The following is a 15,574-nucleotide window of genomic DNA, read 5'->3' as shown; positions in this document are numbered from 1 at the left end:
CGTGGATACGCCCTTCTGCATGGTCAGCTCTTGGTTTCGACTGATGCACGATAGCGTTTGCCGTACTTGAGCTGCTGGATCAGCAGGGCGGCAACGATGAGCGCCAACCCGATGGGGGTGGCCGGATGGATGGCTTCGCCGATCAACAGGTTGAGCAGCACCAGTGAGGCAAACGGCGAGATGAAAATGAGGTTGCTGATGGGGGCCGTGTTGGTGGCATGGCGCAGCGCCATCAGCCAGAGCACGAAACCGAAACCCATTTCGAACAGTCCCACATAGATGGCACCAGCCCATCCCTGCCAGGCGGTCATGGCAAAATCGGAGAGCAACCAGGTCGCCACAACGATAAAAGGCAGGCTGATCATAAAGCCAAGCAACAGGCTGACGATGGGATCCCCCTGATTGCGGGTGTTGAGGATCCAGTAGCTGGCCCAGATGAGGGTCGAGACCAGCGCCATCGTCACGCCGAGGGGGCTGTCGAACTGGAGGCCGAATACATCCCCTCTGGTGGCGATCACCAGCGCGCCAAAATACCCCAGCACGATAGCGACGCCATCACGCCGACGCAGCTTCTGGCCGAGGAAGGGGACGGCCAGCAGACTGAGGGTAATGGCCCAGGTGTAGTTGAGGGTCTGTGCCTGCTGGGCAGGCAACAGGTCATAGGCCTTGAATAGCAACAGGTAATAGAGAAAGGGGTTCAGCACGCCCAGAGTCAGGTAGTAGAAAGGGCGGGCCTTGATGTAGTTCCCCAGCAGCGGCAGTTTGCCCTGTTTGGCGACGACGGCTGTCAGCGTGAGAGTCGAGGTGAAGGCGGCCACAAGCAACAGTTGCACAGGTTCGAAATAGGCGAGGGAGATCTTGAAGGCTGTGGCGACCGTCGACCAGAGGGCAACGGCGCAAAGGCCATACTGATAGGCTTTCTTTTGATCTTTGAGCATGGGATCTCGTTCCACTGACAGAGGCAAGCGCACAGTCTACCAGTCTGCTTGTAACATTGTCGTTACCTTGGTGTCGGCAGCAGAGTGTGTTGCCGCAGGCGAGATCCATCTGTCACATAAAACTGCGCATAATCTGTTCGCTCTCCCTTGCGCAAATTTGAAAAATCCGTATAATCCCCTCCGCTTACCCATGAGGTAAGCCAGACGATATGTCTGCTGCTGAGTTTCCTGTTTACAGGAGCCAGCCATACAGTCCTCCCGATATGGGGGGAAACGTGAAAAATCACACCTCTGGCGGGAGAGATCTCGGTCGGGCGGTGTTGATTTATGTTCTTTTATCTATTGGAGCTCTGTCAATGCAGAACCAAAGAATCCGTATCCGCCTGAAGGCTTTTGATCATCGCCTGATTGATCAATCCACTGCGGAAATCGTTGAAACTGCTAAGCGCACTGGCGCGCAGGTTCGCGGTCCTATTCCGCTGCCGACTCGCAAAGAGCGCTTCACCGTCCTGATCTCCCCGCACGTCAACAAAGATGCGCGTGATCAGTACGAGATCCGCACTCACAAGCGTCTGGTAGACATCGTTGAGCCGACTGACAAGACCGTAGACGCCCTGATGCGTCTGGATCTGGCAGCTGGTGTAGACGTCCAGATCAGCCTGGGTTAATTACGGAAAGAGGTTGATAACAATGACAATCGGTCTTGTAGGTCGCAAAGTGGGTATGACTCGCATCTTCACTGAAGATGGCGTTTCTATCCCGGTGACTGTTATCGAAGTTGAAGCTAACCGTGTAACTCAGGTCAAATCTGTAGAAACCGACGGCTACAACGCTATTCAGGTTACCACTGGCGCCAAGAAAGCCAGCCGTGTGACCAAGCCGGAAGCTGGCCACTTCGCCAAAGCTGGTGTAGAAGCCGGTCGCGGTCTGTGGGAATTCCGCCTGAACAACGGTGAAACTTTCACTGTTGGTAGCGAGCTGAAAGTAGATCTTCTCGCTGACGTTAAGCTGGTAGACGTTACCGGCACATCCAAAGGTAAGGGCTTTGCTGGTACTGTTAAGCGCCACAACTTCCGCACCCAGGATATGACCCACGGTAACTCCTTGTCTCACCGCGTTCCGGGTTCTATCGGTCAGAACCAGACTCCGGGTCGTGTATTCAAGGGCAAAAAGATGGCTGGTCACATGGGTGCTGAGCGTGTAACGACTCAGAACCTGGAACTGGTTCGTGTTGACGCTGAACGCAACCTGCTGCTCATCAAAGGTGCAGTACCGGGTGCAACCAACGGCAACGTGATCGTCAAACCTGCCGTCAAAGCGTAACGTCTGAGGAGATAGTAATGGAATTGGTAATGAAAGACGCCAAGAGCGCTCTTGAAGTTTCCGAGACTACCTTCGGGCGCGAATTCAACGAAGCTCTGGTTCACCAGGTCGTCGTTGCATATGCCGCTGGTGCCCGTCAGGGTACTCGTGCGCAGCTGACTCGCTCTGAAGTGTCTGGTGGCGGCAAAAAGCCGTGGCGTCAGAAGGGTACTGGTCGTGCCCGTGCTGGCTCCATCCGTTCGCCCATCTGGCGTTCCGGTGGTGTGACTTTTGCTGCTAAGCCGCAAGATCACAGCCAGAAAGTAAACAAGAAGATGTACCGCGGCGCTATCCGTAGCATTCTGTCCGAGCTGGTACGTCAAGAGCGCCTGATCGTTGTTGAGAAGTTCGGCATCGAAGCTCCGAAGACCAAAGAACTGATCGCCAAGCTGAAAGAAATGGAACTGACTGATGTTCTGATCGTGACTGCTGAAGTCGATGAGAACCTGTTCCTGGCTGCTCGCAACCTGTACAAAGTTGACGTGCGTGACGTTGCCGGTATCGACCCGGTCAGCCTGATCGCTTTCGACAAGGTTCTGATGACTGCTGACGCAGTTAAGCAAATCGAGGAGATGCTGGCATGATCCGTGAAGAGCGTCTGCTGAAAGTTCTGAAGGCTCCGCACATCTCTGAAAAGAGCACCATGGTTGCAGAAAAGCAGAACACTATCGTGTTCAAAGTTGCTGTTGATGCTACCAAGGCGGAAGTCAAAGCTGCAGTTGCGAAACTGTTCGAGGTCGAAGTTGAGACCGTCCGTACCCTGAACATGAAGGGTAAGACCAAGCGCGCAGGTGCACGCGTAGGCCGTCGTTCCGATTGGAAAAAGGCTTATGTGACCCTGAAAGCTGGTCAGGACATCGACTTCATGGGCGCAGCCGAGTAAGAGGAGTTCTCAAAAATGGCAATCGTTAAGTGCAAGCCTACTTCTCCGGGCCGCCGCCACGTCGTCAAGATCGTCAATCAAGAGCTGTACAAGGGCAAGCCCTTCGCCGCTCTGCTGGACAGCAAAAGCAAGTCCGGTGGTCGTAACAACAACGGCCGTATCACTACCCGTCATATCGGTGGTGGTCACAAGCAGCACTACCGTATCGTCGACTTCAAGCGCGACAAAGACGGTATCCCGGCTAAAGTAGAGCGCCTGGAATACGATCCGAACCGTACCGCTAACATCGCTCTGGTGTTGTATGCAGACGGTGAGCGTCGTTACATCCTGGCTCCGAAAGGCCTGAAAGCTGGTGACGCGATCGCTTCTGGTGCTGATGCAGCCATCAAGGTAGGTAACGCCCTGCCGATGCGCAACATCCCGGTTGGTTCTACCGTTCACGCTGTAGAGATGAAGCCTGGTAAAGGTGCCCAGCTGGCTCGTTCCGCTGGTACTTTCATCCAGATCCTGGCTCGTGAAGGTAACTATGTAACTCTGCGTCTGCGTTCCGGCGAAGTACGTAAAGTTCTGGCCGAGTGCCGCGCTACCATCGGTGAAGTCGGTAACTCCGAGCACATGTTGCGTCAACTGGGTAAAGCCGGTGCAAACCGCTGGCGTGGTATTCGTCCGACCGTTCGCGGTATGGCGATGAACCCGGTTGACCACCCGCACGGTGGTGGTGAGGGTCGTAACAAGGGCATGCAGCCTGTGTCCCCATGGGGCCAGAAGGCTAAAGGCTTCAAGACCCGTAAGAACAAGCGTACCGACAAGTACATCGTACGTCGTCGTAACAAGTAATTGTTAACATAGAGGAATCACCATGCCACGTTCTCTCAAGAAGGGTCCATTTATTGACCTGCACTTGCTGAAGAAGGTAGAGAAAGCGGTGGAAAGCGGGGATAAAAAGCCGGTTAAAACCTGGTCCCGTCGTTCAATGATCATCCCGAACATGATCGGTTTGACCATCGCTGTCCATAATGGTCGTCAGCACGTTCCGGTTTTCGTTACCGAAGAAATGATCGGTCACAAACTGGGTGAATTCGCACCGACTCGTACTTATCGCGGCCATGCTGCTGATAAGAAGGCTAAGAAGCGCTAAGGGATAAATGATGGAAGCTATCGCTAAACACCGTTATGCCCGTACTTCTGCCCAGAAAGCTCGTCTGGTAGCCGATCAAGTACGTGGTCTGTCCGTAGACAAGGCTCTGAATATCCTGACCTTCAGCCCGAAAAAGGCTGCAGTGCTGGTTAAGAAAGTGCTGGAATCTGCCATTGCAAACGCTGAGCACAACGAAGGCGCCGATATCGACGCGCTGCGTGTTGCTACTATCATGGTCGACGAAGGTCCCTCCATGAAGCGCATCCGTCCGCGTGCCAAAGGTCGTGCGGATCGTATCCTCAAGCGTACCGCTCACATCACTGTAGTGGTATCCGACGCTAAGGCTGGGAGATAAGCAATGGGTCAGAAAGTACATCCTAATGGCATTCGCCTGGGTATTACCAAGCCTTGGAATTCTACCTGGTTCGCGAACACCAAAGACTTCGCTGACAACCTGTACAGCGATTTTCAAGTACGCCAGTTCCTGACCAAGGAACTGAAAAACGCGTCCTTGTCCAAGATCACCATTGAGCGTCCGGCCAAGAGCATCCGTGTGACCATTCACACCGCTCGTCCGGGTGTTGTAATCGGTAAGAAAGGCGAAGACGTTGAGAAGCTGCGCAAAGCTGTAGCCACTATTGCTGGCGTGCCTGCTCAGATCAACATTTCCGAAGTCCGCAAGCCGGAGCTGGATGGCAAACTGGTTGCCGACAGCATCACTTCCCAGCTGGAGCGTCGTGTAATGTTCCGTCGTGCTATGAAGCGCGCCGTACAGAACGCAATGCGCCTGGGTGCCAAGGGCATCAAAGTGGAAGTTTCCGGTCGTCTGGGCGGCGCTGAAATCGCGCGTACCGAATGGTACCGTGAAGGTCGTGTGCCGTTGCACACCCTGCGTGCCGACATCGACTACGCAACTTCTGAAGCCCACACCACTTACGGTGTGATCGGCGTTAAAGTTTGGATCTTCAAGGGCGAAGTTCTGGGCGGTCTGGCTGCTGTTAACGCTGCCGCTGCTCAAGAGCAAGCTCCTGCAAAGCCCAAGCGTGACAACAAGCGCCGCGCTGCTAAGTAAGGAGATTCGGTAAATGTTGCAACCTAAGCGTACTAAATTCCGCAAGACCCACAAGGGTCGTAACCGCGGTCTGGCCACCTCTGGTAACGAAGTATCCTTCGGTACCTTTGGCCTGAAGGCGACATCCCGTGGTCAACTGACTGCTCGTCAAATCGAAGCAGCCCGTCGTGCCATGACCCGTCACGTTAAGCGTCAAGGTAAGATCTGGATCCGTGTGTTCCCGGACAAGCCCATCACCGAAAAGCCCCTCGAAGTTCGTATGGGTAAAGGTAAGGGTAACGTGGAATACTGGGTTTGCCCGATCCAGCCTGGCAAGGTTCTGTACGAGATGGACGGTGTACCTGAGGCTCTGGCGCGTGAAGCGTTTGCCCTGGCCGCAGCTAAGCTGTCTGTTCAGACCACTTTCGTAATTAAGACGGTGATGTGATGAAAGCCCAAGATCTGCGTCAAAAGAGCGTCGAAGAACTGAACCAGGAGCTGCTGGGCCTGCTGCGCGAGCAATTCAACATGCGCATGCAAGCGTCCACCGGCCAGCTGGCTCAGACTCACACTCTGAAACAAGTGCGTCGTGACGTCGCACGTATCAAGACTGTACTGACTGAGAAGGCAGGTGCGTAATGACTGACAAGATCCGTACTCTGCAAGGTCGTGTAATCAGCGACAAGATGGACAAGTCCATCACTGTTGCTATCGAGCGCAAGGTAAAGCACCCGATCTACGGTAAGATCATCAAGCGCACTACCAAGCTGCACGTGCATGACGAAAACAACGAGTGCAAAGCTGGCGACCTCGTGGAAATCCGCGAATGCCGCCCGCTGTCCAAGACCAAGTCCTGGACCCTGGTTGCCGTTGTAGAAAAGGCCTAATCGGTACTTTGTAGTCCAAGCGGCCCCTTTCAGGGGCCGTTTGTTTTTTAGGCTACCTTTTCTGAAAATCCTGTGTTATAGTTTCGCGCCTTTTGAAGGCAGCCAGATCCCATTAGGGATAAGAAGTAAACAAAGCGGAGCACTAAGATGATCCAGATGCAAAGTATGCTGGGTGTTGCCGACAACTCCGGCGCTCGCAGTGTAATGTGTATTAAGGTTCTGGGTGGCTCGCACCGCCGTTACGCCGGCATCGGCGACATCATCAAGGTTTCCATCAAGGAAGCCATTCCTCGCGGTAAAGTGAAGAAAGGTGATGTGTATAACGCGGTGGTCGTACGCACCCGTAAAGGCGTTCGTCGTCCGGACGGCTCTGTCATCCGTTTCGACAACAATGCGGCTGTGTTGCTTAACAACAACCAACAGCCAATCGGTACTCGTATTTTTGGCCCGGTGACCCGTGAACTGCGTAATGAGAAGTTCATGAAGATTGTGTCCCTGGCACCCGAAGTACTGTAAGGAGTCGAACGATGGCAGCTAAAATCCGTCGCGAAGACGAAGTGATTGTTCTTACCGGCAAAGACAAGGGCAAGCGTGGCAAAGTCACTCAAGTCCTGATTGCAAAAGGTAAGGTAATCGTGGAAGGCATCAACCAGGTGAAGAAACACCAGAAGCCGGTACCCGCACTGGGTCAGGCTGGCGGTATCGTCACCAAAGAAGCCCCCATCGATGTATCAAACGTAGCGCTGTTCAACTCTGCCACTGGCAAAGCTGACCGCGTTGGTTTCCGGATTGAAGACGGCAAAAAAGTCCGTTTCTTCAAATCCACCGGCGAACTTGTGAAGTAATTGGAGTTTAACGATGGCGAAACTGCATGATTACTACAAATCCGATGTAGTAAATGAACTGTCCAAGCAGTTCGGTTACAAGACTATCATGCAAGTCCCTCGGATCGAGAAAATCACCCTGAACATGGGTGTTGGTGAAGCGATCTCTGACAAGAAGTTGCTGGAAAATGCTGCTGCCGATATGGCTGCCATTTCCGGTCAGAAGCCGCTGATCACCAAAGCTCGCAAATCTGTTGCGGGCTTCAAGATTCGTGAAGGCTACCCGATAGGTTGTAAAGTAACCCTGCGTGGCGAGCGTATGTGGGAGTTCCTGGAACGGCTGATCTGCATCTCCGTACCGCGTATCCGTGACTTCCGTGGCCTGAACGCTAAAGCGTTCGACGGTCGTGGTAACTACTCCATGGGCGTGCGTGAGCAGATCATCTTCCCGGAAATCGACTATGACAAAGTCGATCGCGTCCGTGGTCTGGATATCACCATCACCACTTCCGCGAATACCGATGAAGAAGGCCGTGCTCTGCTGGCTGCCTTTAACTTCCCATTCCGCAAGTAAGGTTAGGGTTATGGCTAAAACATCCATGAAAGCGCGCGAAGCAAAGCGTGCCAAGCTGGTAGCCAAGTACGCGACCAAGCGTGCCGAGCTGAAAGCTATCATCGTTGACATGAACGCTTCTGAAGAAGCGCGTTGGGATGCTGTACTGCAACTGCAACAGCTGCCCCGTGATTCCAGTCCGTCCCGCCAGCGTAACCGTTGCAATATTACTGGTCGTCCGCACGGTTTCCTGCGCAAGTTTGGCCTGTCTCGCATCAAGGTGCGTGAGCATGCCATGAAGGGCGAAATTCCGGGCCTGAAGAAGGCTTCTTGGTAACGAATCTCGGGAGTTAGACTTATGAGCATGCAAGATCCGATCGCGGATATGCTGACCCGCATCCGTAACGGTCAGGCGGCGAGCAAAGTTGCGGTTTCCATGCCTTCTTCCAAGCTGAAAGTGGCTATCGCCAAAGTGCTGAAAGAAGAAGGTTACATCGCTGGCTACTCCGTAGCTGGTGACGTGAAGCCGGAACTGGAAATTGAACTGAAATATTTCCAGGGCAAGCCAGTTGTAGAACTGATCCAACGCGTAAGCCGTCCAGGCCTGCGTATTTACAAGCGCACTACTGATCTGCCGAAAGTTATGGGCGGTCTCGGTGTTGCTATCGTGTCCACGTCTAAAGGTGTGATGACTGACCGTGCTGCTCGCAAAGCAAGCATGGGCGGTGAGATCATCTGCTACGTCGCTTAATAGGAGGTAGGAAATGTCTCGTGTTGCTAAGGCACCCGTCACTATTCCTGCTGGCGTAGAGGTGACTCTGAACGGCCAGGAACTGACCATCAAAGGTGGTAAAGGTTCTCTGGTTCGCTCTATTCACGCCGGTGTAGAAGTGACCAAAGAAGACAATGTACTGAAGTTCGCCCCGCGCGGCAGCATCGCTGGTGCTGACGCTCAGGCCGGTACTGCCCGTGCATTGGTCAACAACATGGTAATCGGTGTTACCCAAGGCTTCGAGCGCAAGCTGCAGCTGGTTGGTGTAGGTTATAAAGCCTCCATCAAGGGCAATGCTGTTGCGCTGGCTCTGGGCTTCTCTCACCCGGTAGAGCATGCGCTGCCGGCTGGTGTGACCGCTGAGTGCCCGACTGCTACAGAAATCGTTCTGCGTGGCGTCGACAAGCAGCTGGTTGGCCAAGTCGCCGCCGATATCCGTGCTTACCGCGCTCCGGAGCCCTACAAGGGCAAGGGTGTACGCTATGCCAACGAGCAAGTGCGTACTAAAGAAGCTAAGAAGAAGTAAGGTAACACTATGGACAAGAAAGCAGCTCGTCTCCGTCGTGCTACTCGTGCTCGGAAAAAGATGCAGGAACTGGGAGCTACCCGTCTGGTTGTTCACCGTACCCCGCGTCATATCTATGCGCAGGTTATTGCAGCCAACGGTTCCGAAGTTCTGGCCTCTGCTTCCACAGTAGAGAAAGCCATCAGTGAAGCTCTGAAATACACCGGTAACGCAGATGCTGCTACCGCTGTAGGTAAGGCTATCGCTGAGCGTGCTATTGCCAAAGGCGTTCAGAACGTATCTTTCGATCGTTCCGGTTTCAAGTATCACGGTCGCATCGCTGCCCTGGCAGCTGCCGCACGTGACGCTGGTCTTCAGTTCTAAGCTAGGAGTCGAAGATGGCTAAAGTCGAATCTCAAGCCGGCGAACTGCAAGAAAAGCTCATTGCAGTAAACCGTGTTTCGAAAACTGTTAAAGGTGGTCGTATCATGTCCTTCACCGCGTTGACCGTGGTGGGTGATGGTAACGGCCGTGTAGGTTACGGTTACGGTAAAGCCCGTGAAGTTCCGGCTGCTATTCAAAAAGCAATGGAACAGGCTAAGCGTAACCTGAACAAGGTTGAGCTGAACAACGGCACTCTGCACCACCCGGTGCGTGGTGTTCACTCTGGCTCCACCGTGTTCATGAAGCCGGCCTCCCAAGGTACTGGTATCATTGCAGGCGGCGCTATGCGTGCTGTTCTGGAAGTTGCCGGTATCCACAACGTGCTGGCCAAGACCTACGGTTCCACCAACCCAATCAACGTTGTTCGCGCTACTGTAGACGCTCTGGTTCACGGTCAATCACCGGAACAGATCGCTGCCAAGCGTGGTCTGCGCGTTGAAGAAATTCTGGGGTAATGCGACATGGCTAACACTGTAAAAGTAACTCAAACTCGCAGCTCTATCGGCCGTCTGCCAAAGCACAAGGCGACTCTGCGTGGTCTGGGTCTGCGTCGCATTGGTCACACCGTTGAGCTGGAAGATACTCCTTGCGTACGCGGCATGATCAACCAGGTTTATTACATGGTTAAGGTGGAGGGCTAAGCATGCGTCTGAACACTCTGTCTCCGGCCGCTGGTTCCAAGCCTGAAAAACAACGTCGTGGTCGTGGTATCGGCTCCGGCCTGGGCAAGACTGGTGGTCGTGGTGTTAAAGGCCAAACCTCTCGTTCCGGTGGCGGCAAAGTTCGCAACGGTTTCGAAGGTGGCCAGATGCCTTTGAAAATCCGTCTGCCGAAGTTCGGTTTCTTCTCTCGCAAATCTTTGGTTTCTGCCGAAGTGCGTCTGAACGAAATCGCCCTGGTAGAAGGTGATGTGGTCGACCTGAGCACTCTGAAGCAAGCCGGTGTTGTTACTAAGAACATCGTGTTCGCTAAAGTTGTTCTGTCAGGCAACATTGACCGTGCTGTGACCGTTCGTGGTCTGTCCGTCACCAAAGGTGCACGCGCAGCCATCGAGGCCGCTGGCGGTAAAATCGAGGAATAATCAGTACAATGGCTAAGAAACCAGGATTGGATGTTAAAGCACAGGGTGGTCTGAGTGAACTGAAGAGCCGTCTGCTCTTCGTTCTCGGGGCGATTATCGTTTTCCGTGCAGGCTCTTATGTGCCGATTCCTGGTATTGACGCCGCCGTACTGGCCGAGTTGTTCCAGCAACAGAAGGGCACCATCATTGAGATGTTCAACATGTTCAGTGGTGGTGCACTCTCGCGTGCTTCTATTCTTGCGTTGGGGATCATGCCGTACATTTCGGCATCGATCATTATCCAGCTGCTGACAGTGGTTCACCCCGCTCTTGCTGAACTCAAGAAAGAAGGTGAATCCGGCCGTCGCAAGATTAGCCAATATACCCGTTGGGGCACGCTGGTTTTGGGAACTTTCCAGGCCATTGGTATTGCAACCGGTCTGCCGAATATGATGCATGGACTCGTGACTAATCCGGGTCTGGGCTTCTATTTTACAGCGGTTGTGAGTCTGGTCACCGGTACCATGTTTTTGATGTGGTTGGGTGAGCAGATTACCGAGCGTGGGATTGGTAATGGTATCTCGTTGATTATTTTCACAGGTATCGTTGCTGGTCTGCCGCATGCCATTGGCGCTACGGCCGAACAGGCACGTCAAGGGGAATTGCACATCCTGCTGTTGTTGTTGCTGGGCTTGATTGTTTTCGCAGTGACTTACTTTGTGGTGTTCGTGGAGCGTGGTCAGCGTCGTATCGTCGTTAACTATGCCAAGCGTCAACAAGGCCGCCAGGTATTTGCCGCGCAAAGCACACACCTGCCGTTGAAAGTGAATATGGCTGGTGTGATTCCTGCGATTTTCGCATCCAGTATCATCCTCTTCCCGGGGACCATTACCTCTTGGTTTGGTCAGGGCGAGGGTAAAGTAGCTGATATCCTGCAACAGGTCTCTATGGTCCTGCAGCCGGGTCAACCGCTTTACGAAATGCTGTATGCAGCAGCCATTATCTTCTTCTGCTTCTTCTATACCGCGCTGGTGTTCAACCCCCGCGAGACAGCAGATAATCTGAAGAAGAGTGGAGCCTTTATCCCGGGGATTCGCCCGGGCGAGCAGACAGCACGTTACATCGATAAGGTTATGACTCGCCTGACATTGGCAGGTGCGCTCTATATAACCTTTATCTGTCTGGTACCCCAGTTCTTGATGACTGCCTGGAACGTACAGTTCTACTTCGGTGGCACTTCGCTGCTGATTATTGTGGTAGTTATCATGGACTTCATGGCTCAGGTACAAACCCATATGATGTCTCATCAATATGGCGACGTCCTGAGGAAGGCCAACCTGAAGGGCTACGGCCGCTAAAGGTCGGCGTAGTTACGGAGTTAAGCAATGAAAGTTCGTGCTTCCGTTAAGGCAATCTGCCGTAACTGCAAAATCATCAAGCGTCACGGTGTGGTGCGTGTGATTTGCAGCGAGCCAAAGCATAAACAGCGCCAAGGCTAATTTTTTACGGTTAGTACTTGCAACAAATAGTTGTGCTGGCTAATATAGCCAGCCAACTTTTGTTGTGTATTGGTTGACCGCCACGTATCCGCTCACGGGCTTTGTGGTGGTCGTAATCTACTATATGTAGGAGTGAATAGTGGCCCGTATCGCTGGCATTAACATTCCTGACCATAAGCATGCAGTCATCGCTTTGACTGCTATTTATGGCGTCGGTCGTACCCGCTCCAAGGCCATCTGTGCCGCAGCCGGTATCGCTGAGAATGTGAAAATTAAAGACCTGGACGAAGCTCAGATCGAGAGTCTGCGTGAACAAGTAGGTAAATTCACCGTTGAAGGTGACCTGCGTCGTCAGATTTCCATGAACATCAAGCGATTGATGGATCTGGGTTGCTACCGTGGTTTGCGTCACCGTCGTAGCCTGCCTGTTCGTGGTCAACGTACCAAGACCAACGCTCGTACCCGTAAGGGTCCGCGCAAGGCTATCAAGAAGTAACGGGAAGGTAGAAAATGGCTAAAACTCCGACTCGTGCTCGCAAGCGCGTTAAAAAGCAAGTGAGCGACGGTATTGCGCACGTTCATGCATCTTTCAACAACACAATCGTGACCATTACTGACCGTCAGGGCAATGCTCTGTCTTGGGCTACTTCTGGTGGTTCCGGTTTCCGTGGTTCTCGTAAGTCCACCCCGTTCGCTGCTCAGGTAGCTGCCGAGCGCGCTGGTGAGATGGCCAAAGAATATGGCGTCAAGAACCTGGAAGTCATGGTCAAAGGTCCGGGTCCCGGTCGTGAGTCTTCCATCCGCGCCCTGAACGCGGCTGGTTTCCGCATCACTAACATTACTGATGTGACTCCGATCCCGCACAACGGTTGTCGTCCTCCCAAGAAGCGCCGCGTATAACGCTGTAGCTACTTGGTCTAGGATTGTTGGAGAAAGAAGATGGCAAGATATATCGGTCCTAAGCTTAAGCTTAGCCGTCGTGAGGGCACCGACCTCTTCCTGAAGTCAGGTGTTCGTGCGATTGATTCTAAGTGCAAGATTGACACCGCCCCTGGTCAGCACGGTGCGCGTAAAGCGCGTCTGTCCGACTACGGTGTTCAGCTGCGCGAGAAACAAAAAGTTCGTCGTATCTACGGCGTATTGGAAAAACAGTTCCGCAACTACTACCGCGACGCTGCCCGTCAAAAGGGTAACACCGGTGAAAACCTGTTGCAGCTGCTGGAAGGTCGTTTGGACAACGTTGTTTACCGTATGGGCTTCGGCGCTACCCGTGCTGAATCTCGTCAGCTGGTGAGCCACAAGGCCATCATGGTAAACGGTCGCGTTGTGAACATTCCTTCTTTCCAGGTTTCCCCTGAGGACGTGATCTGCGTTCGTGAGAAGGCTAAGAAGCAAGCGCGTATCAAAGCTTCCCTGGAAGTTGCTGGTCAGCGTGAGAAGCCGACTTGGGTAGAGGTTGACGCCGCTAAAATGGAAGGTGCTTTCAAGCGTCTGCCAGAGCGTTCCGACCTGTCTGCCGACATTAACGAACAGCTGATCGTCGAGCTTTACTCCAAGTAAAGCTAGCTTCTAAAGAGAGGACACAATGCTGGGTTCTGTAACAGATTTTCTTAAACCGCGGCTAGTTGACATCGAGCAAGTTAGCCCGACTCATGCGAAAGTGACTCTTGAGCCACTCGAGCGTGGCTTTGGTCACACGCTGGGCAACGCCCTGCGTCGTATTTTGCTGTCATCTATGCCCGGTTGTGCAGTTACTGAAGTCGAAATTGACGGGGTACTGCATGAGTACAGCAGCAAAGAAGGTGTACAGGAAGACATTCTTGAAATCCTGCTCAACCTGAAAGGTATCGCTGTGAAGCTGGAAGGCAAGGACGAGGTAACTCTGTCCCTGACCAAGTCTGGAACAGGCCCCGTTACCGCTGGTGATATCACTCACGGTGATGAAGTCGAGATCGTAAACCCGGAGCACGTAATCTGCCATCTGACTGGTGCCAATGCTGAAATCAGCATGCGCCTGAAAGTTCAGCGTGGTCGTGGTTATGTGCCTGCTTCTGCTCGTGTTCACAACGATGACGAAGAGCGCCCTATTGGTCGCCTGCTGCTGGACTCCGCGTTCAGCCCCATCGTTCGTATTGCCTACAATGTTGAGGCAGCACGTGTGGAACAGCGTACCGACTTGGACAAGCTGGTCATCGACATGGAGACCAATGGTACCCTGGATCCTGAAGAAGCCATCCGTCGTTCTGCCACTATCTTGGCCGAGCAACTGGAAGCCTTCGTGGATCTGCGCGATGTCAGCGTGCCCGAGAAGAAAGAAGAGAAACCCGAGTTTGATCCGATTCTGCTACGTCCTGTCGATGATTTGGAGCTGACAGTTCGTTCTGCGAACTGTCTGAAGGCAGAAGCTATCCACTATATTGGTGATCTGGTACAGCGTACCGAAGTTGAGTTGCTTAAGACTCCTAACCTCGGTAAGAAGTCCCTGACTGAGATCAAGGACGTGTTGGCCTCCCGTGGTCTGTCTCTTGGCATGCGCCTTGAGAACTGGCCGCCCGCCAGCATCGCTGACGAGTAATCCAGATTACGGGTTTCACAGATTTAGTTAGAAGGATAAGGTCATGCGCCATCGTTTGAGTGGTCGTCAACTGAACCGGAACAGCAGCCATCGTCAGGCAATGTTCCGCAACATGGCCAGCTCCCTGGTTCGTCATGAGATCATCAAGACGACTCTGCCTAAGGCAAAAGAGCTGCGTCGTGTAGTTGAACCGCTGATCACCCTTGCCAAGACTGATAGCGTTGCTAATCGTCGCTTGGCATTTGCCCGTACTCGCGATAACGCGATCGTGGCTAAGCTGTTCAATGAACTGGGCCCGCGCTACCTGGAGCGCGCCGGCGGTTATACTCGCATTCTGAAATGCGGTTTCCGTGCAGGCGACAACGCCCCTATGGCTTATATTGAGCTGGTAGACCGCCCGGCCGCTGCTGAAGCAGCTGCTGAGTGATAAAGAAAAAGCCGGGCTTGTCCCGGCTTTTCTTTTAATGAATTCTGATACTGCCTCAACTGCCTCAACTGCCTCAACTGCCTCAACTGCCTCAACTGCCTCAACTGCCTCAACTGCCTCAACTGCCTCAACTGCCTCAACTGCCTCAACTGCCTCAACTGCCTCAACTCATCATTCACCTCTTATTCTTCTATAGAAGTAAGCGCTGTTCCCAAGCCCTGCTGAACGGTGAATAGTTGGCTCACTTGGCGTGAGCATTGTCAGCCAGCTTGATATCGCCCTACATACACCCGTTTGCCCAGTTGCGGGCGTGTTCCCCTATAGGGTCTCAGTCGCAAGTCCATCTTGGCCTCCTTGTTTCCGGCCATTCTAGCAATCCTGAACCGGTTTCTGTGGATAAGTTTGTATAAAAGCTGTGGTTGGATATGAATAACTAAAAAAGAGCAGTTTTTTGCAATTTTATTGCAGATAAGGGGTTGCCAGAAAGAATCTGTTCCCTATAATGCGCCTCCATCGACAGGGCAAGCGGCAACGCAGAAAGCCAAGTCGATAACCTCGAAAAGCCTTTGAAAATAAGGCTTGACTCGAGAAGGCGGTTGAGTAGAATTCCACTCCCGCAGCAACACACTGTTGCGTCGCTCTTTAACAATTTGAAT

At 53.1% G+C, this 15,574-nt stretch carries 29 protein-coding genes and 1 pseudogene; 28 read left to right on the top strand and 2 right to left on the bottom strand.

All coding sequences use genetic code 11. The features are described 5' to 3' along the window. Positions 1–23 precede the first annotated feature (23 nt). Complete coding sequence (locus ACB040_RS11110; protein ID WP_338773369.1) at positions 24–938, bottom strand: DMT family transporter; 915 nt, start codon at positions 936–938, stop codon at positions 24–26. Between the two features lie 356 nt (positions 939–1,294). Here ACB040_RS11110 and rpsJ point away from each other — a divergent pair, with 356 nt between their 5' ends. The 28 genes from rpsJ (at position 1,295) to rplQ (ending at position 14,918) form a co-directional block, all read left to right on the top strand. Further along, positions 1,295–1,606: a 30S ribosomal protein S10 gene (gene rpsJ / locus ACB040_RS11105; protein ID WP_005307944.1), complete on the top strand. Its 312-nt coding sequence runs from the start codon at positions 1,295–1,297 to the stop codon at positions 1,604–1,606. A 22-nt stretch (positions 1,607–1,628) separates the two neighbouring features. Further along, complete coding sequence (gene rplC / locus ACB040_RS11100) at positions 1,629–2,261, top strand: 50S ribosomal protein L3 (protein WP_005340620.1); 633 nt, start codon at positions 1,629–1,631, stop codon at positions 2,259–2,261. A 17-nt stretch (positions 2,262–2,278) separates the two neighbouring features. Continuing rightward, on the top strand, positions 2,279–2,884 hold the full coding sequence (gene rplD / locus ACB040_RS11095) for a 50S ribosomal protein L4 (RefSeq protein WP_005340616.1): 606 nt from the start codon (positions 2,279–2,281) through the stop codon (positions 2,882–2,884). Then, entirely contained in the window at positions 2,881–3,183 is a 303-nt protein-coding gene (rplW, locus tag ACB040_RS11090; RefSeq protein ID WP_005307955.1) for a 50S ribosomal protein L23, read from the top strand. Before rplD ends, rplW begins: the two co-directional genes overlap by 4 nt. 15 nt (positions 3,184–3,198) lie before the next feature. Then, a complete protein-coding gene (gene rplB, locus ACB040_RS11085) occupies positions 3,199–4,020 on the top strand; it encodes a 50S ribosomal protein L2 (protein ID WP_005340614.1) in 822 nt (273 codons plus the stop codon). A 22-nt stretch (positions 4,021–4,042) separates the two neighbouring features. Next, a complete protein-coding gene (gene rpsS / locus ACB040_RS11080; RefSeq protein ID WP_005307960.1) occupies positions 4,043–4,321 on the top strand; it encodes a 30S ribosomal protein S19 in 279 nt (92 codons plus the stop codon). A gap of 10 nt (positions 4,322–4,331) precedes the next feature. Then, a complete protein-coding gene (rplV, locus tag ACB040_RS11075; protein WP_005319741.1) occupies positions 4,332–4,676 on the top strand; it encodes a 50S ribosomal protein L22 in 345 nt (114 codons plus the stop codon). A 3-nt stretch (positions 4,677–4,679) separates the two neighbouring features. Next, complete coding sequence (gene rpsC / locus ACB040_RS11070) at positions 4,680–5,393, top strand: 30S ribosomal protein S3 (protein WP_005307962.1); 714 nt, start codon at positions 4,680–4,682, stop codon at positions 5,391–5,393. A 13-nt stretch (positions 5,394–5,406) separates the two neighbouring features. Beyond that, positions 5,407–5,820: a 50S ribosomal protein L16 gene (rplP, locus tag ACB040_RS11065; protein ID WP_005340612.1), complete on the top strand. Its 414-nt coding sequence runs from the start codon at positions 5,407–5,409 to the stop codon at positions 5,818–5,820. Continuing rightward, complete coding sequence (gene rpmC, locus ACB040_RS11060; RefSeq protein WP_005307965.1) at positions 5,820–6,011, top strand: 50S ribosomal protein L29; 192 nt, start codon at positions 5,820–5,822, stop codon at positions 6,009–6,011. The genes rplP and rpmC overlap by 1 nt, the downstream gene beginning before the upstream one ends. After that, complete coding sequence (gene rpsQ, locus ACB040_RS11055; RefSeq protein ID WP_005307966.1) at positions 6,011–6,259, top strand: 30S ribosomal protein S17; 249 nt, start codon at positions 6,011–6,013, stop codon at positions 6,257–6,259. Before rpmC ends, rpsQ begins: the two co-directional genes overlap by 1 nt. 147 nt (positions 6,260–6,406) lie before the next feature. Beyond that, positions 6,407–6,775, top strand: a complete 369-nt coding sequence (gene rplN, locus ACB040_RS11050; protein WP_005307975.1) for a 50S ribosomal protein L14 — start codon at positions 6,407–6,409, stop codon at positions 6,773–6,775. Between the two features lie 11 nt (positions 6,776–6,786). Beyond that, entirely contained in the window at positions 6,787–7,104 is a 318-nt protein-coding gene (rplX, locus tag ACB040_RS11045; protein ID WP_005307977.1) for a 50S ribosomal protein L24, read from the top strand. A gap of 13 nt (positions 7,105–7,117) precedes the next feature. Then, positions 7,118–7,657, top strand: a complete 540-nt coding sequence (gene rplE, locus ACB040_RS11040; RefSeq protein WP_005331162.1) for a 50S ribosomal protein L5 — start codon at positions 7,118–7,120, stop codon at positions 7,655–7,657. A gap of 10 nt (positions 7,658–7,667) precedes the next feature. Next, the gene (gene rpsN, locus ACB040_RS11035) at positions 7,668–7,973 is read left to right on the top strand and encodes a 30S ribosomal protein S14 (protein ID WP_005340609.1); all 306 of its coding nucleotides are present in this window, start codon (positions 7,668–7,670) and stop codon (positions 7,971–7,973) included. 21 nt (positions 7,974–7,994) lie between these two features. Continuing rightward, positions 7,995–8,387, top strand: a complete 393-nt coding sequence (gene rpsH / locus ACB040_RS11030) for a 30S ribosomal protein S8 (protein ID WP_005307980.1) — start codon at positions 7,995–7,997, stop codon at positions 8,385–8,387. A 13-nt stretch (positions 8,388–8,400) separates the two neighbouring features. After that, on the top strand, positions 8,401–8,934 hold the full coding sequence (gene rplF / locus ACB040_RS11025; RefSeq protein ID WP_005340607.1) for a 50S ribosomal protein L6: 534 nt from the start codon (positions 8,401–8,403) through the stop codon (positions 8,932–8,934). 9 nt (positions 8,935–8,943) lie between these two features. After that, a complete protein-coding gene (gene rplR, locus ACB040_RS11020; RefSeq protein WP_005340606.1) occupies positions 8,944–9,297 on the top strand; it encodes a 50S ribosomal protein L18 in 354 nt (117 codons plus the stop codon). Positions 9,298–9,311: 14 nt separating this feature from the next. Continuing rightward, positions 9,312–9,812 (top strand): 30S ribosomal protein S5, encoded by a 501-nt coding sequence (gene rpsE, locus ACB040_RS11015; RefSeq protein WP_005340605.1) that lies wholly within the window; start codon positions 9,312–9,314, stop codon positions 9,810–9,812. A 6-nt stretch (positions 9,813–9,818) separates the two neighbouring features. Beyond that, on the top strand, positions 9,819–9,998 hold the full coding sequence (rpmD, locus tag ACB040_RS11010; RefSeq protein ID WP_005307985.1) for a 50S ribosomal protein L30: 180 nt from the start codon (positions 9,819–9,821) through the stop codon (positions 9,996–9,998). Between the two features lie 2 nt (positions 9,999–10,000). Further along, positions 10,001–10,438 carry a 50S ribosomal protein L15 gene (gene rplO / locus ACB040_RS11005; RefSeq protein ID WP_005340604.1) on the top strand — a complete coding sequence of 146 codons (438 nt, stop codon included), beginning with the start codon at positions 10,001–10,003 and terminating at the stop codon, positions 10,436–10,438. An 8-nt stretch (positions 10,439–10,446) separates the two neighbouring features. Continuing rightward, positions 10,447–11,775, top strand: a complete 1,329-nt coding sequence (gene secY / locus ACB040_RS11000; protein ID WP_005340602.1) for a preprotein translocase subunit SecY — start codon at positions 10,447–10,449, stop codon at positions 11,773–11,775. A 27-nt stretch (positions 11,776–11,802) separates the two neighbouring features. Continuing rightward, positions 11,803–11,916, top strand: coding sequence for a 50S ribosomal protein L36 (rpmJ, locus tag ACB040_RS10995; protein ID WP_005319705.1), 114 nt, complete (start codon positions 11,803–11,805; stop codon positions 11,914–11,916). 139 nt (positions 11,917–12,055) lie between these two features. Next, the gene (gene rpsM, locus ACB040_RS10990) at positions 12,056–12,412 is read left to right on the top strand and encodes a 30S ribosomal protein S13 (protein WP_005307991.1); all 357 of its coding nucleotides are present in this window, start codon (positions 12,056–12,058) and stop codon (positions 12,410–12,412) included. 14 nt (positions 12,413–12,426) lie between these two features. Next, a complete protein-coding gene (rpsK, locus tag ACB040_RS10985; protein WP_005307993.1) occupies positions 12,427–12,816 on the top strand; it encodes a 30S ribosomal protein S11 in 390 nt (129 codons plus the stop codon). A 39-nt stretch (positions 12,817–12,855) separates the two neighbouring features. Beyond that, positions 12,856–13,476 (top strand): 30S ribosomal protein S4, encoded by a 621-nt coding sequence (gene rpsD, locus ACB040_RS10980; protein WP_005340600.1) that lies wholly within the window; start codon positions 12,856–12,858, stop codon positions 13,474–13,476. A 25-nt stretch (positions 13,477–13,501) separates the two neighbouring features. Then, the gene (rpoA, locus tag ACB040_RS10975; RefSeq protein WP_005307997.1) at positions 13,502–14,491 is read left to right on the top strand and encodes a DNA-directed RNA polymerase subunit alpha; all 990 of its coding nucleotides are present in this window, start codon (positions 13,502–13,504) and stop codon (positions 14,489–14,491) included. A 43-nt stretch (positions 14,492–14,534) separates the two neighbouring features. Beyond that, the gene (gene rplQ, locus ACB040_RS10970; RefSeq protein WP_005307999.1) at positions 14,535–14,918 is read left to right on the top strand and encodes a 50S ribosomal protein L17; all 384 of its coding nucleotides are present in this window, start codon (positions 14,535–14,537) and stop codon (positions 14,916–14,918) included. A 281-nt stretch (positions 14,919–15,199) separates the two neighbouring features. Here rplQ and ACB040_RS10965 read toward each other — a convergent pair. Next, a pseudogene (locus ACB040_RS10965) lies at positions 15,200–15,286 on the bottom strand (gamma carbonic anhydrase family protein); the annotation flags it as partial. Between the last annotated feature and the right edge of the window lie 288 nt (positions 15,287–15,574).

It is taken from the genome of Aeromonas sp. S11(2024), assembly GCF_041402345.1.
GTDB lineage: Bacteria > Pseudomonadota > Gammaproteobacteria > Enterobacterales > Aeromonadaceae > Aeromonas > Aeromonas veronii.
This window is presented reverse-complemented; position numbering and strand designations above follow the sequence as displayed.

Excerpts from the sequence above, each read along its gene's own strand:
- rplN (WP_005307975.1), top strand. The coding sequence starts at position 6,407 with ATGATCCAGATGCAAAGTATGCTGGGTGTTGCCGACAACTCCGGCGCT.
- rpsN (WP_005340609.1), top strand. The coding sequence starts at position 7,668 with ATGGCTAAAACATCCATGAAAGCGCGCGAAGCAAAGCGTGCCAAGCTG.
- rpoA (WP_005307997.1), top strand. The coding sequence starts at position 13,502 with ATGCTGGGTTCTGTAACAGATTTTCTTAAACCGCGGCTAGTTGACATC.
- rpmD (WP_005307985.1), top strand. The coding sequence starts at position 9,819 with ATGGCTAACACTGTAAAAGTAACTCAAACTCGCAGCTCTATCGGCCGT.
- ACB040_RS11110 (WP_338773369.1), bottom strand. The coding sequence starts at position 938 with ATGCTCAAAGATCAAAAGAAAGCCTATCAGTATGGCCTTTGCGCCGTT.
- rplB (WP_005340614.1), top strand. The coding sequence starts at position 3,199 with ATGGCAATCGTTAAGTGCAAGCCTACTTCTCCGGGCCGCCGCCACGTC.
- rpsC (WP_005307962.1), top strand. The coding sequence starts at position 4,680 with ATGGGTCAGAAAGTACATCCTAATGGCATTCGCCTGGGTATTACCAAG.
- rpmJ (WP_005319705.1), top strand. The coding sequence starts at position 11,803 with ATGAAAGTTCGTGCTTCCGTTAAGGCAATCTGCCGTAACTGCAAAATC.
- rplO (WP_005340604.1), top strand. The coding sequence starts at position 10,001 with ATGCGTCTGAACACTCTGTCTCCGGCCGCTGGTTCCAAGCCTGAAAAA.
- rpmC (WP_005307965.1), top strand. The coding sequence starts at position 5,820 with ATGAAAGCCCAAGATCTGCGTCAAAAGAGCGTCGAAGAACTGAACCAG.
- rpsK (WP_005307993.1), top strand. The coding sequence starts at position 12,427 with ATGGCTAAAACTCCGACTCGTGCTCGCAAGCGCGTTAAAAAGCAAGTG.
- rpsD (WP_005340600.1), top strand. The coding sequence starts at position 12,856 with ATGGCAAGATATATCGGTCCTAAGCTTAAGCTTAGCCGTCGTGAGGGC.
- rpsJ (WP_005307944.1), top strand. The coding sequence starts at position 1,295 with ATGCAGAACCAAAGAATCCGTATCCGCCTGAAGGCTTTTGATCATCGC.
- rpsE (WP_005340605.1), top strand. The coding sequence starts at position 9,312 with ATGGCTAAAGTCGAATCTCAAGCCGGCGAACTGCAAGAAAAGCTCATT.
- rplC (WP_005340620.1), top strand. The coding sequence starts at position 1,629 with ATGACAATCGGTCTTGTAGGTCGCAAAGTGGGTATGACTCGCATCTTC.
- secY (WP_005340602.1), top strand. The coding sequence starts at position 10,447 with ATGGCTAAGAAACCAGGATTGGATGTTAAAGCACAGGGTGGTCTGAGT.
- rplQ (WP_005307999.1), top strand. The coding sequence starts at position 14,535 with ATGCGCCATCGTTTGAGTGGTCGTCAACTGAACCGGAACAGCAGCCAT.
- rplX (WP_005307977.1), top strand. The coding sequence starts at position 6,787 with ATGGCAGCTAAAATCCGTCGCGAAGACGAAGTGATTGTTCTTACCGGC.
- rplW (WP_005307955.1), top strand. The coding sequence starts at position 2,881 with ATGATCCGTGAAGAGCGTCTGCTGAAAGTTCTGAAGGCTCCGCACATC.
- rplP (WP_005340612.1), top strand. The coding sequence starts at position 5,407 with ATGTTGCAACCTAAGCGTACTAAATTCCGCAAGACCCACAAGGGTCGT.
- rplF (WP_005340607.1), top strand. The coding sequence starts at position 8,401 with ATGTCTCGTGTTGCTAAGGCACCCGTCACTATTCCTGCTGGCGTAGAG.
- rplD (WP_005340616.1), top strand. The coding sequence starts at position 2,279 with ATGGAATTGGTAATGAAAGACGCCAAGAGCGCTCTTGAAGTTTCCGAG.
- rplV (WP_005319741.1), top strand. The coding sequence starts at position 4,332 with ATGGAAGCTATCGCTAAACACCGTTATGCCCGTACTTCTGCCCAGAAA.
- rplE (WP_005331162.1), top strand. The coding sequence starts at position 7,118 with ATGGCGAAACTGCATGATTACTACAAATCCGATGTAGTAAATGAACTG.
- rpsH (WP_005307980.1), top strand. The coding sequence starts at position 7,995 with ATGAGCATGCAAGATCCGATCGCGGATATGCTGACCCGCATCCGTAAC.
- rpsQ (WP_005307966.1), top strand. The coding sequence starts at position 6,011 with ATGACTGACAAGATCCGTACTCTGCAAGGTCGTGTAATCAGCGACAAG.
- rpsS (WP_005307960.1), top strand. The coding sequence starts at position 4,043 with ATGCCACGTTCTCTCAAGAAGGGTCCATTTATTGACCTGCACTTGCTG.
- rplR (WP_005340606.1), top strand. The coding sequence starts at position 8,944 with ATGGACAAGAAAGCAGCTCGTCTCCGTCGTGCTACTCGTGCTCGGAAA.